The sequence below is a fragment of the Streptomyces sp. NPDC056361 genome (genome assembly GCF_042262805.1).
In the GTDB taxonomy this organism is placed as follows: Bacteria; Actinomycetota; Actinomycetes; order Streptomycetales; family Streptomycetaceae; genus Streptomyces.
Map to the genome: position 1 here is coordinate 1 of NZ_JBHJQI010000096.1, position 11,987 is coordinate 11,987.

Annotated in this window: 11 protein-coding genes; 8 read left to right on the plus strand and 3 right to left on the minus strand. The window is 71.5% G+C overall.

The genetic code is table 11. The features are described 5' to 3' along the window. Positions 1 to 30 precede the first annotated feature (30 nt). Together ACFCY7_RS26945 and ACFCY7_RS26950 are read right to left on the minus strand one after the other, a co-directional pair. Positions 31 to 1,128 carry a UDP-glucuronic acid decarboxylase family protein gene (locus ACFCY7_RS26945; RefSeq protein ID WP_376488641.1) on the minus strand — a complete coding sequence of 366 codons (1,098 nt, stop codon included), beginning with the start codon at positions 1,126 to 1,128 and terminating at the stop codon, positions 31 to 33. A gap of 504 nt (positions 1,129 to 1,632) precedes the next feature. Further along, positions 1,633 to 2,505 carry a hypothetical protein gene (locus ACFCY7_RS26950; protein ID WP_376488642.1) on the minus strand — a complete coding sequence of 291 codons (873 nt, stop codon included), beginning with the start codon at positions 2,503 to 2,505 and terminating at the stop codon, positions 1,633 to 1,635. Positions 2,506 to 2,912: 407 nt separating this feature from the next. On the opposite strand from ACFCY7_RS26950, the gene ACFCY7_RS26955 reads away from it, so the two are divergent. The 5 genes from ACFCY7_RS26955 (at position 2,913) to ACFCY7_RS26975 (ending at position 7,483) form a co-directional block, all read left to right on the plus strand. Then, a complete protein-coding gene (locus tag ACFCY7_RS26955) occupies positions 2,913 to 4,169 on the plus strand; it encodes an NAD(P)/FAD-dependent oxidoreductase (RefSeq protein ID WP_376488643.1) in 1,257 nt (418 codons plus the stop codon). Beyond that, complete coding sequence (locus tag ACFCY7_RS26960) at positions 4,166 to 4,924, plus strand: DUF1365 domain-containing protein (protein ID WP_376488644.1); 759 nt, start codon at positions 4,166 to 4,168, stop codon at positions 4,922 to 4,924. The genes ACFCY7_RS26955 and ACFCY7_RS26960 overlap by 4 nt, the downstream gene beginning before the upstream one ends. Then, on the plus strand, positions 4,921 to 6,315 hold the full coding sequence (locus ACFCY7_RS26965) for a class I SAM-dependent methyltransferase (protein WP_376488645.1): 1,395 nt from the start codon (positions 4,921 to 4,923) through the stop codon (positions 6,313 to 6,315). Before ACFCY7_RS26960 ends, ACFCY7_RS26965 begins: the two co-directional genes overlap by 4 nt. Positions 6,316 to 6,431: 116 nt before the next feature. Beyond that, positions 6,432 to 6,641, plus strand: a complete 210-nt coding sequence (locus ACFCY7_RS26970; RefSeq protein WP_376488646.1) for a hypothetical protein — start codon at positions 6,432 to 6,434, stop codon at positions 6,639 to 6,641. After that, on the plus strand, positions 6,638 to 7,483 hold the full coding sequence (locus tag ACFCY7_RS26975; protein ID WP_376488647.1) for a DUF1295 domain-containing protein: 846 nt from the start codon (positions 6,638 to 6,640) through the stop codon (positions 7,481 to 7,483). Before ACFCY7_RS26970 ends, ACFCY7_RS26975 begins: the two co-directional genes overlap by 4 nt. A gap of 43 nt (positions 7,484 to 7,526) precedes the next feature. Here the strand turns inward: ACFCY7_RS26975 and ACFCY7_RS26980 are convergent, their stop codons facing one another. Next, positions 7,527 to 7,964, minus strand: a complete 438-nt coding sequence (locus tag ACFCY7_RS26980; RefSeq protein ID WP_376488648.1) for an SRPBCC family protein — start codon at positions 7,962 to 7,964, stop codon at positions 7,527 to 7,529. Positions 7,965 to 8,117: 153 nt separating this feature from the next. Between ACFCY7_RS26980 and ACFCY7_RS26985 the strand changes: the two genes are divergently transcribed. The 3 genes from ACFCY7_RS26985 (at position 8,118) to ACFCY7_RS26995 (ending at position 11,878) form a co-directional block, all read left to right on the plus strand. Next, positions 8,118 to 9,299, plus strand: a complete 1,182-nt coding sequence (locus tag ACFCY7_RS26985; protein ID WP_376488649.1) for a hypothetical protein — start codon at positions 8,118 to 8,120, stop codon at positions 9,297 to 9,299. 53 nt (positions 9,300 to 9,352) lie between these two features. Next, positions 9,353 to 10,114, plus strand: a complete 762-nt coding sequence (locus ACFCY7_RS26990) for an FG-GAP-like repeat-containing protein (protein WP_376488650.1) — start codon at positions 9,353 to 9,355, stop codon at positions 10,112 to 10,114. Between the two features lie 348 nt (positions 10,115 to 10,462). Beyond that, the gene (locus tag ACFCY7_RS26995; RefSeq protein ID WP_376488651.1) at positions 10,463 to 11,878 is read left to right on the plus strand and encodes a hypothetical protein; all 1,416 of its coding nucleotides are present in this window, start codon (positions 10,463 to 10,465) and stop codon (positions 11,876 to 11,878) included. Positions 11,879 to 11,987: the final 109 nt, after the last annotated feature.

The window sequence follows — 11,987 nt, forward strand, 5'->3', positions numbered from 1 at the left end:
GAGCAGCTTCGGCCGGCCGCGGCGTGGGGATCAGCCGCCCGTGGTGGACCCACCGGGGACGGCGGATGCCACGTCGGAGACGGCGGTGGTCGGGCCCGGGATCGTCTGGGTGGTGGGGACGGCCGGATCCGTGACGGCGGCCAGCGGCACGGTCTCGTCCTGGCCGCCGCGGATCGCCGCGGCCGAGGTGCGCAGCCGGTCCGGGGAAGCCGCGAAGTACGCGACGGTCCGGCGCAGACCCTCCGTGATGTCGAACTCCGGTTCCCAGCCCAGGACTTCGCGGGCGCGGGTGATCACCGGGCGTCGGCGGACCGGGTCGTCGACCGGCAGCGGGTGGTATTTCACCTCGGACGCCGAACCGGTCATCGCGAGCACCAGCTCGGCGAGTTCGGTGACGGTGCGTTCGACGGGGTTGCCGAGGTTGAACGGGCCCAGCTCGCGGGAGTCGAGGAGGGCGAGGAGGCCGCGGACGAGGTCGTCGACGTAGCAGAAGCTGCGGGTCTGCTTGCCGTCGCCGTAAATGGTGAGCGGCTCGCCGGTCAGCGCCTGCGTGATGAAGCTGGACACCACGCGGCCGTCGTGCGGCCGCATCCGCGGGCCGTAGGTGTTGAAGATCCGGGCGATGCCCACGTCCACGCCGTGGGTTCGGCGGTACGCGGCCGACACGGCCTCGGCGTATCGTTTCGCCTCGTCGTAGACGCTGCGCGGGCCGATCGAGTTCACATTGCCCCAGTACGCCTCCTCCTGAGGGTGGATCAGGGGGTCGCCGTAGATCTCGCTGGTCGACGCGAGGATGAAGCGGGCGTTGTGGCGCAGGGCCAGCCGCAGGGCGTTCTCGGTGCCGCGGCTGCCGACCGCGAGGGTCTCCAGCGGTTGCCGCAGGTAGTCGGGCGGGGAGGCGGGGGACGCCAGGTGGGCGACCGCGTCGACGCGGCCGGGGACCTCCACGGTCTCGCTCACGTCGGCGTACTGGAATTCGAAGTTCGGGTGGCTGAGGAGGTGGGCGACGTTCTGCGGGTCGCCCGTCGAGTAGTTGTCCAGGCACACCACCGAGTCGCCGCGCCGCAAGAGCGCCTCGCACAGGTGGGACCCGAGGAATCCACCGCCACCGGTCACGGCAACGCGCATTCATCTCTCCAGGAATGGGGAACCGAACTGGCCTCACGCCCCGCCTGCGGGCGCCCGGACGGCACATCACCGGACGACCGACGAGCAGAGCGCTCTCTCGGAAACGCATAAGCGAGACTATGGTGTTAAGTCCGGAATTATGAGGAGGCAAATCGAGCGCTGGGCCGTTCGGCGAGCATCACACGGGTGCGCACCGGCCCCGCTCCCCGGCTCCACAGCGCCTTCGCCTTCGAACGGGCCACTCGATGGACGTCACACGCACGTGTGAGACAACAGCGGGCGCGCCCCCCTGGCCGCCCGGGCGCGTTCGTGCACGCGCCCCCACTCCCGCTCGACCGTCTCCGCTCCCGCCCGGGTGGCCGCCTCGGCCCGCACCGAGTACTCCCTGGCCAAGTGCATCACCGCCGGGTCCGCATCGACCGCGCCGACCGGAGCGAAGGTCGACGTGCGCCGCCGGCGCAGGACGAGCGGGGGGCGCGTCCATGCGGCGCTTCTCGTGCGACGTCACCGGGCCGGAGTCGCCCCGAACCCGAACCGCTCCACGTATGCGGCGCGTCCGGCCGGAAACTCCGCCAGCGTCCCACCGCCCCAGTCGTGGTCGAAGTACGACTGGTACGCGACCTCACCCCACACGAAGTACTCGGCCATCCGATCGACGAAGGCCGCGTCGTCCCCGCCGCCCGCGTACGCGTCCCCGCGACGGTACAGCCCCCACTCCGAACACACGTTCCGCTTCCCCCGCGCTCGAACGAACGCCGCGTGCGCGTCGAGCCCCATGGCCTGGGAGCGGATCCACGACCAGCGGTCGGCGGGCGAGACGCAGGGGTCGCCCCACTTCAGGTCGTACGCGTTCATGCCCAGCCAGTCGACGTACGCGTCCCCCGGGTAGTAGTCGGCGAAGCCCCGCAGCCGACGTCCCGGCTGCAACCCCAGCGCACTCGACAGCTCGAACGTGAAGTCCGCGCCGGACGCCGCCCGGAACACGCCGACGACGTGCCGGAACAGCGCCGCGTAACCCGCCGGGTCGTCCGTCGCCTGCCACGGGCCGATGGCCCGGTTGTTCGGCTCCCAACCGAGCCGGACGACCGCATCGCCGTGCCCCGACTCCACCAGAGCACGCGCCGCCCGTACGTACGCCTCGTCGAACTCGCCCGCCACGCCCCGCGCGAACGCCCCCGCGAATCCGTCGACCAGCATCGGCATCCCGTACACGAACGCCGAGCCCGGCCGCTCGTCGCGCCACTTGCGCCACGGATCAAGCTGGTGGCCGCACATCGTCGCCGGATCGAGGTCCGCCCAACTCCCGTGCGGCGCATAGTCATTGCCGACATCCACGGGTCGGCCGAGCAACTCCTCGTGCCGAACCGTGGCAGCCACCGCTTCGGCCCCGTACCCCTTGTACACGCCCAGCGCAGGAACAGTAGACCTGTCGACGGCACACCTCCACGAGAACAGCGGACGCAACGGATCTTTCGGACCCCGCCAGCATCCCCGAGGCCGTCTCGGCGCGAGGCCACCCTGGACGCACGTGTCGCCCCTCGCTGCCGCAGCACAGCGACGTCTCCAGAATTTCGATGCGGAAGCGATGCGAGTTGTGGCGACAGGTGTATCGGTCGGACCGTGAGGAGGAACGGGGGCGCCGAGGTCCCCGGGCCGCGGCTCTCGTGGCGTCGACGACGGGCTCGGCGGGTGCCCGCGTCACCAGCCGGAGGAGACCGCAGCACAGCACAGCAGGCCGTCGTCATCGCACCGGCCGACGGCCGTCACACAAGGGGTGGAGAACGATGAACGGACGAAGCGTCGCCGTGGTGGGCGCGGGGGTGGCGGGCCTCACCGCGGCACACTTCCTCTCCCGTACGCACGACGTGGTGCTGTACGAGTCGGAGGACCGGCTCGGCGGCCACGCGCACACCCACGAACTGCCGACCGTCGAAGGCGGCACGCTCCACGTCGACACCGGCTTCATCGTCCACAACGAGCGCACGTACCCCCACCTGCTGCGACTCTTCCGCGAGCTGGAGGTCACCACACAGGACGCCGAGATGAGCATGTCCGTCCGCTGTGAAGGATGCGGCCTGGAGTACGCCGGTGCGCGCGGCGTCCGCGGCCTCCTCGGCGGCGGCAACGCCCGCAGGTTCCGGCACCTGCTGATGCTGGCCGACGTCCCGCGTTTCCACCGCGCCGCACGCGGGCTGCTGGCCGCGGACGACCTGACCCTCACCCTCGGCGGATTCCTCCGCACCCACCGCTTCTCCGCCCACTTCGTCAGCCACTTCGCCATCCCCCTCGTCGCCGCCGTCTGGTCCTGCGCCCCCGACACCGCCCTGCGCTACCCCGCCGCCTACCTCTTCCGCTTCCTCGACCACCACGGACTCCTCTCGGTGACGGGGTCCCCGCAGTGGAAGACCGTCGTCGGCGGTTCCGCCGCATACGTCGAACGCGTCGCGAAGTCGATCGCCTCCGTACGGACCGCGACCCCGGTGCGGGCCGTCGTCCGAGGCGGCGACCGCGCCACGGTCGTCACCGACGACGGCGAGTCCACCGAGCACGCCGCCGTCGTGATCGCGGTCCACCCCGACCAGGCCCTGCGGCTCCTCGCCGACCCCACCGAGCAGGAACGTCGCGTCCTGGGCGCCTTCACCTACTCCCGCAACCCCACCGTGCTGCACCGTGACACGAGCGTCCTGCCGCGTTCGCCGCACGCCCGCGCATCCTGGAACTACCTGCTGCCCTCCTGCACCGCACGCCCCGGCGCCGTCCAGGTCAGCTACGACATGAACCGGCTCCAGCGACTCCGCACCGGCGAACCGCACATCGTCACGCTCAACCCCGGCGACCGCGTCGACGAGACGACCGTCCTGGCCCGCATGACGTACGAACACCCCGTCTACACACCGGAGTCGGTGGCCGCCCAGCGTCTCCTGCCCACGCTCCGCACCCGCGTCACCGCGTACGCGGGCGCCTACCACGGCTGGGGCTTCCACGAGGACGGCTGCCGCTCGGGCGTCGAGGCCGCACGCCACTTGGGAGCGCCCCGATGACGCCCACCGCCGCCCCGGCCCTGTACGAGACCGAGATCTCCCACACGCGCGTCACCCCGATCCGTCACGCGCTGCGCCACCGCACCTACATGTGGCTGGTCGACCTCGACGACCTGCCCCGACTTCCCCGTCCGCTGCGCCCCCTCGCCCGCTTCGACCCGGCCGACCACTTCGACGGCGACGCCCCCACCCTGCGGGCCGGACTCGACGCCTGCCTCGCCGCCCACGGCGAGGGGAAGGCGGACGGGCGGGTCCTCATGCTGGCCCACGCGCGCGTGCTGGGCCACGTCTTCAACCCGCTCAGCCTGTACTGGTGCCACGACCGCGCCGACCGCCTCGTGTGCGTCGTCGCCGAGGTGCACAACACGTACGGCGGACGCCACGCGTACCTGCTGCACCCCGATGTCCGGGGCCGCGCCGAGACGGCCAAGGAGTTCTACGTCTCCCCGTTCCTCGACGTCGAGGGCACCTACCGCATGCGCCTGCCGATCCCCGGCGACCGCCTCGACCTGACCGTCCAGCTCCGCCACACGGACGGCTCCCGCCCGCTGACCGCCACCGTCCACGGCACCCGGAGGCCGAACGGCGCACGCGGCCTGCTCGCGGCCGCGCTCCGCCACCCCTGGTCGACCGCCGCCGTCTCCTTCGGCATTCGCCGCCACGGCGTCCGCCTCTACCTCAAGGGGCTGCGCGTCCGGCCCCGTAACGCCGAGACCCCTACGACCGTCTCCACCCCGCAGGAAGGCACCCCGTGACCGTCTCGCTCCCCCCGTCCGCCGTGCGCGCCGGCCACACTCCGGTCGACCCGCAGCGCTGGCCCGACGTCGCCCGGCTGCCGCGCGCCTCAGCCGCACGCACTGCCGTTGCCCGCCTGCTCGTGGAACACGCCCTCGCCCGGCTGCCCCTGCGGATACGAACGGGCCGGAGCGGCGGCCCCCTCGCGGGCCAGCGGGACGGCGGCGACAGCTCCGAGCCGACGCTCACGCTCCACGACCCGGAGGCCTTCCACCGCCGGATCGGCGCCGACGGGCTGATCGGCTTCGGGGAGTCGTACATGGCCGGCGAATGGGACGCCGACGACCTCGTCGGCGTCCTCACCGTCCTCGCCCGCCACGTCGACGACCTCGTCCCCGCCCCGCTGCGCCGCTTCCGGGGAGCCTGGGTCCGGCGCAGGCCCGACACCGACCTCAACACCCCCGACGGGGCCCGCGAGAACATCCACCGCCACTACGACCTCTCCAACGAACTCTTCGCCCTCTTCCTCGACCCCGGCCTCAGCTACTCCTCGGCCGTCTTCGACCCCCTGCCGCACGCGTCGGAAGTCCTCTCCGACACCGCCTTCACCGCTGCCCAGCACCACAAGATCGACCGCCTCCTCGACCTCGCGGACACCGGCCCGGGCACCGAACTGCTGGAGATCGGCACCGGCTGGGGCGAACTCGCGATCCGCGCCGCCGCCCGCGGCGCCCGCGTCCGCACCGTCACCCTCTCCGAGGAACAGCTCGTGCTCGCCCGCCGCCGCGTCGCCCTGGCCGGTGTCGCCGACCGGGTCACCATCGAACGGATCGACTACCGGCACGTCCGCGGCCGCTACGACGCCATCGTCAGCGTCGAGATGATCGAAGCCGTCGGCGCCGAGTTCTGGCCCGACTACTTCACCGCCCTCCGCCGCCTCCTCGCCCCAGGCGGCCGCATCGCGCTCCAAGCCATCACCATGCCCCACGAACGGATGCTCGCCACCGCCCGCACCCACACCTGGATCAGCAAATACGTCTTCCCCGGCGGCCTGATCCCCTCCCCGGAGGCCCTCGCCCACGAGAGCGCCGCCACCGGCCTGCACATCACCCACGACACGGGATACGGCGACCACTACGCCGAAACCCTCCACCAGTGGCGCACCCGCTTCCGCCACAACGAGGCCGCCGTGGCCGCCCTCGGCTTCGACCGCGTCTTCCAACGCATGTGGGACCTCTACCTCGCCTACTCCGAGGCCGGATTCCGCTCCGGGTACCTCGACGTCCGCCAGCTCCGACTCACTGCCGCCGATGACACGGAGGCGGAAGCGGGGCCGGGGACGAGGCCGGGGACGTGGCCGGGGGCGAGGCCGGGGGCGAGGCCGGGGGCGAGGCCGGGGATGACGACGTGAACCTCGCCCACCCCGACCGGCCCGACCGGTCCGTACGCCCCTTGGCGGCGACTGAGACGCCTGTACGAGGCGAGGGACCGCGAGGCCGGAGGACGATCCTGCTGGAAGCGGCCTACATGACGTGGCGCGCGACCGCAGGGCCACGCGAGCACGACGCCCACGCCCACGCGACGGTGATGGGGGCGGGGGCGGGGACGCCGACCGCGACGAAGACCGCGGCCCGGCGCCGTGGGGGAGAGGACCGGATCCGCACCCTCCGCCGGGACGACCGCGACGTGGCCCTCCCGCCCCTCACCCTGCTGAGCCGATACGGGAAGGCGTCATGAGCGTCGTCGACACCGAGGCACTCGGCCTCGTCCTCGCCGCCTCGGCGGCCACCGCGCTCACCGTCATGCTCGTGACCTTCGCGATCGGCACCGCGAGACGACTGCACCGGATCGTCGACGTCGCCTGGGGGATCGCCTTCGCAGCGGTCGCGATCGTGGCCTGGTCCCTGGCGGCCGGTTACGGCGACGACGCCCGCCGGACCGTCGTAGCGGCCGCCACCGTGCTCTGGGGGCTGCGGCTCGCGATCCACATCGCCCGTCGCGGACGTGGCCACGGCGAAGATCCCCGCTACGCCCGGATGATCGCCCGAGCCCCCGGAAACCCCACCTTCTACGCACTGCGGAAGGTCTACCTCCTCCAAGGCGCCCTCGTCTGGCTCGTCTCCCTCCCCGTCCAGGTCGCGGTCCTGCTGCCCCGTCCTCTGGATACGACCGCCTGCCTCGGCCTCGCGGTCTGGGCCGCCGGCCTCACCTTCGAAGCGGTGGGGGACCACCAACTCGCCCGCTTCAAGTCGGACCCGGCGAACCGTGGCCACGTCATGGACCGAGGCCTGTGGAGCTGGACCCGCCACCCCAACTACTTCGGCGACTTCCTCGTCTGGTGGGGCCTGTACCTCACAGCCTGCGCCACCTGGCAGACCGCCCTGCTCTCCCTCATCTCCCCGCTCGTCATGAGCACCCTCCTCATCTGGGGCAGCGGCAAACGGCTCCTGGAGGCCCACATGGCCGACCGCCCGGGCTACGCGGCCTACCGCGCGCGCACGAGCGGCTTCATCCCCCGCCCACCGCGCAGCCACCCCGACAGCCGACCCCATACGCGAAACCGGGAGCCGACCTCGTAACAGCCACGAACCGGCGAGCCGACCTTGCACCTGTCGGGCAGGGTCACGAGCGCCAGGCCTCGGCGGCCACCGGAAGACGGTCCACCACCCCGTCCGCCAGCCGCTCGAACTCCCCTCCCAGGAACGGCGCGGCCAGCCGCGCAAGCCCCTTGAACCGAAGGGACGCCCGGTACGTCAGCCGGGTCGCCGTCCCCTCCTCGGTGAAGCGGAGGTCGTCCAGCGCCGTCACCGTCTTGTTCTCCCCGACGAACACCAGCCGGGCGGACTCCCTCACGACGAGCTCGTACCGCAGCTCCGTCGTACGACCCCGGAACCGTGACGTGTTCCGCCACCGCGCCCCCACCCGCACCGGCCCGTCGTCGAGCCGCACACAGCGGACGGTGCCAGGGTCCCACTGCTCGGCGCGCCCGAAGTCCTCCAGGTAGGCCACGACCTCGGCCAACGGCCGCCGCACCATCACCACCCGCTCCACACTGATCACCGCAACAACCCCTCCTCCTCCACTCCCACCGGCACAATCGACGGCGCCGGGTCACCTTCTCTTCCGCCCCAGGGGTTCGCCCGGATGCACAGGCGGCGCCGGAGGCGCCGGGCCGTCCAGGGGGACCGGCGGTGGGTAGGTTTCGGCAGCGTCATGGCACCGGCTACCCTCCACTGTTCCAACTTCGTGGTGACCGGGGACAAGTCGAGCCCCTGGCTGAGCCAGGTCTTCATGGTGCACGACATGGCGGCGCCGGCAGTGGCGCCGGTGCGGGTCGATCTGCGCGAGTTCGGTGAGGACTACGCTTTCGGTGGAGTGGTCGGCGCAACCTTGATCGTGCACGCGATGCAGGGCGACACGATCTCGGCGACCCGGCTCGTGACGGTCGCCGAGGGGCGCACGACCCATCGAGAGGTGACCGGTCTCCCGACGGGCAACTGCTGGTCCGTGGCCGCCTTCGGTCCGGGCTCTGCGCTGTTCAACTGTGAAACGCCTCAGCAGGATTCCCTGACCATGGCCGTCGTCGACCTCGCCACGGCCGCCGTCGTGGAGCTGCGTGAGGACGGCGCCCAGGGCTGGTGGCCGGGTGCCGTCTCCACGACGCATCTGGCCTGGCAGTCGCGGAACGATCGGAATGTGGACCGCATCGCCGTGGCCCGGCGGGGCTCTGCCGACGTGCGGTACGTCGAAGGCCCCGGCTTCAACGCGGACGAGTTCCACCTGCTCGGCGGCTGGGTGGTCTCGGGCTACCCGATGACCCTGGAGAAGCGGGCACCGTACGCGCCCGGGCGGCCGCTCCTGGCCCGGTTGGCGGAGACGGGTGAGACCGTCGAAGTCCTCACGCACCACTCCTCCGCCGTGACCGCCCCGGACGGCTCGCTGCTCGTCCGCGGCGGCACGCTCGACCGCAACGAGGGCCTGTACCGGGTGTCGCTTGGCGAGGACGGCAAGCCGGTCGCCAAGCTCGTCGCCTCGACGGGACAGGCAACGGCCGTGAAGTATCTCGGTACGAGTGTGCCGGACGCGATCACGTTCGACCGTATGGGCCAGGGCGTGGACCTGGGCTGGGACTTCTCCCGGGTCGACACCGACGTATGGCTGACACTGGTCCACACGCGCACGGGTGAGAGCTTGCGGCGCAAGATCTGGTCCACGGATCCGGCATCTCCGGGCGAGGGCCATCGCAACGGTCAGCGCATCGGCTGGCGTTGGGACGGCTCGAATCCGATCAACCCCCTGAAGGCCGCGTACAACGGCGACTACACCTGGGAGATCACCGCGAGCCCGGACGACGGCATCGGGCCGACACTCATGCCTCCGGCCGGTTCACCCTGAACCGGCCTGCGGCGCCACACGACTACGACGACAACGGCACACCCGATGTCCTGATGTTCAGCGACTACGGCAGCTTCCTGCGCGCCGACACGAACAGAACACCGTCCGGCGACGCCATCCAACGTGTTCTGGACTACATCCCCCAGGTCGGGCGCGGCTGGAGCATGTACGACCGTGCCGAGTCCGTCGGAGACATCGCCGGCACCCGTGTGGGCGATGTCGTCGCCCGGGACAAGAGCGGGCTGCTGTGGCTGTACCAGGGCACAGGCAACGGCGACACCCCCTTCCTGGGTCGGGTGAAGATCGGCACCGGCTGGCAGATCTACGATCAGATCGCCGGCGGCTCCGACCTCACGGGCGACGGCCGGCCCGACCTCCTCGCCACCGACAAGTCGGGCGGCCTGTGGCTCTACCCCGCCACCGGAAACATCAACACGCCCTTGTCCCCGCGAAAGCAGATCGGCACCGGCTGGGGCATCTACAACCAGCTGACCGCCACCGGCGACATCGGCGGAGGCCCGGCGGGCGACCTCCTGGCCCGCGACAAGGACGGCGTGCTGTGGATGTACCTCGGCAAGGGCGACGGCACCTTCGCTCCCCGGGTACGGCTCGGCAGCGGCTGGAACGCGTACCCGCACCTGGTCGGCATCGGCGACGGCACCGGCGACGGCCGTCCTGACCTGCTCGCCATGGACGCCGGCAACCGGGTGTTCTCGTACGCGGGAACCGGCGACTACAGCAAGCCCTTCAAGAGCCGGGTCGCCACCAACCTGACCAACGACTACACGTGGTTCCGCCCCCTGAACGTCTTCTGACACCTCCATGACATCACCCACACCGCATTGCTGCCCCTGTCCGCGTGTCGGCTGGCGGTGGTGCGGTGGTGTGGTGTCGCGGTGGTGCGGTGGCGTGACGGGTAGGCCGGCACGGTCTGACCGACCATGCTCGTGGGCACACGTCACCGGGTGTCCGGACTACGTCCGATTGCACGCTGTTGCGCGGTAAATGAGCAGGTCAGGGGGCCAGATTCCCGGTTGACCGGACTTCCGGTTCGGGCGATAGTGGCGCTCGCGGCCGCATGCATGCGGCCTGCTGCACCAGGGTGGGGACCTTTGAACGACAACTGTGACCATGTGCGTGATGACGTGCGAGGGCGGGTCGACGTGCTTGTCGCCGCCGGCCGGCCGGGGGAGGCGCGGGCCATCGGGCGGGACGCGCTGGACGCGAACGGGCCCGATGCCGGGCTCTTCCTCGCACTTGCGCGTGCCCACATGGCCGAGGACGACGACGACCACGACGACGCTGCCGAGCAGGTCTTCCGCGAGGGCCTGGATGCGTTTCCGGAGGACGTAGGTCTGCTCGCCGGGTACGCGGAACTGTGTGCCGGCACGGACGCGCTGGACCGACCGGGGCGACATGCCCGGGGTCCCGTGCTCTTGGCTCGTCTACGGGAACTCGCCCCGTATGCTCCGGAGTTGCTGCGGGTCGAGGCCGCGGGAAGCTCCGTCTCCACGAACGCCAAGAGCGGTGTCTCGGTGCGCAGGGTGCAGGCCTTCGACGCGGCCCGTGCCTTCGCCGAAGCGCCCACGCCGCAGGCCGCCGCCGCTCAGGCCGCGCAGTGGGCCGCCGGGGCCCCTCGCGATCTGCGGCTCGCCGTGCTCGCCGAGACAACCGGCGCGCTCGCCGCCCCCGGCCGGAACTGGTCGCGCCTGCTGCTGCGCCGGGGCCCCGAATACCGCTTCGCTGTCAGCGTGCTCGTCGCCGTGTTGATGGTCGTGCGCATCAGCGCCGCGCCGTCGATGCCGTACGGCGTGGCTACGGGCGCGGCCCTGCTGCTGGCGCTGCCGTTCGTCGGCCTCCGCAGGCAGCTGCGGACCGCCCGCGAGCGGGCTGCCGATCGGATGGCCACAGCGGTCACGGAGGCCGCACCCGATGCCGAAGGGGCGGGTGGGCCGGCCGGCGGGGGAGACGGCTTCGGGCCGCCGGAGCTGCACCCCGTACCGCGCGCCACACCTCGCGAGTACGCATTCGCCGGAGCCGGACTCGCCCTCCTGATGGCCGTCGGCGTCACCGCGTACGCCTCCTCCCTCGCCTATCCCCGCTACGACATCGTCGCTCACGAGACCTTCCGGGGCATGCAGGGATACGACCTGCGCGACGACTTCAATCCGTTCGGTGCTGTGCCCGACAGCGAGCTGAAGGACTGGACGGCCCGGGCGTACGTCGCCGAAGACGGCACTGCGGACACTGCCGCCGACTACCTGGTGGCTGTCGCGACCGGAGACTTCCACGAGATGCGCGCGTCATACGTGTACGACGGCGGGATCGCCCCCATGGACACGGACGGAATCGGCACCGTTCACGACAGCTGGCGGGCCGGCGACGGCCCCTACGGCGGCTGGATGCGGTGCCTCAACTACACCGAGGCGACCTCGGGCACGCCGCGGGCGATGTGCGTGTGGGGTGACAAGGGCAGCATGGGCGCGGTTCTGTTCACGACTGGCGACAAGACCCACGACGCGGTCGAGAAGACGGCCCGCTCCGTCGGCGCCGACTTCCTCCGACCTGTGGGGGACTGACCTGGCACACGACGCGAGCGAAGCGTCGCAACAGGTCGCTAGCCCAACCCGTCCCCCGCCGGTAGTTGAGGCATGGGCGTGGCCCCAACTGGTCGGTAAGACAGATCCG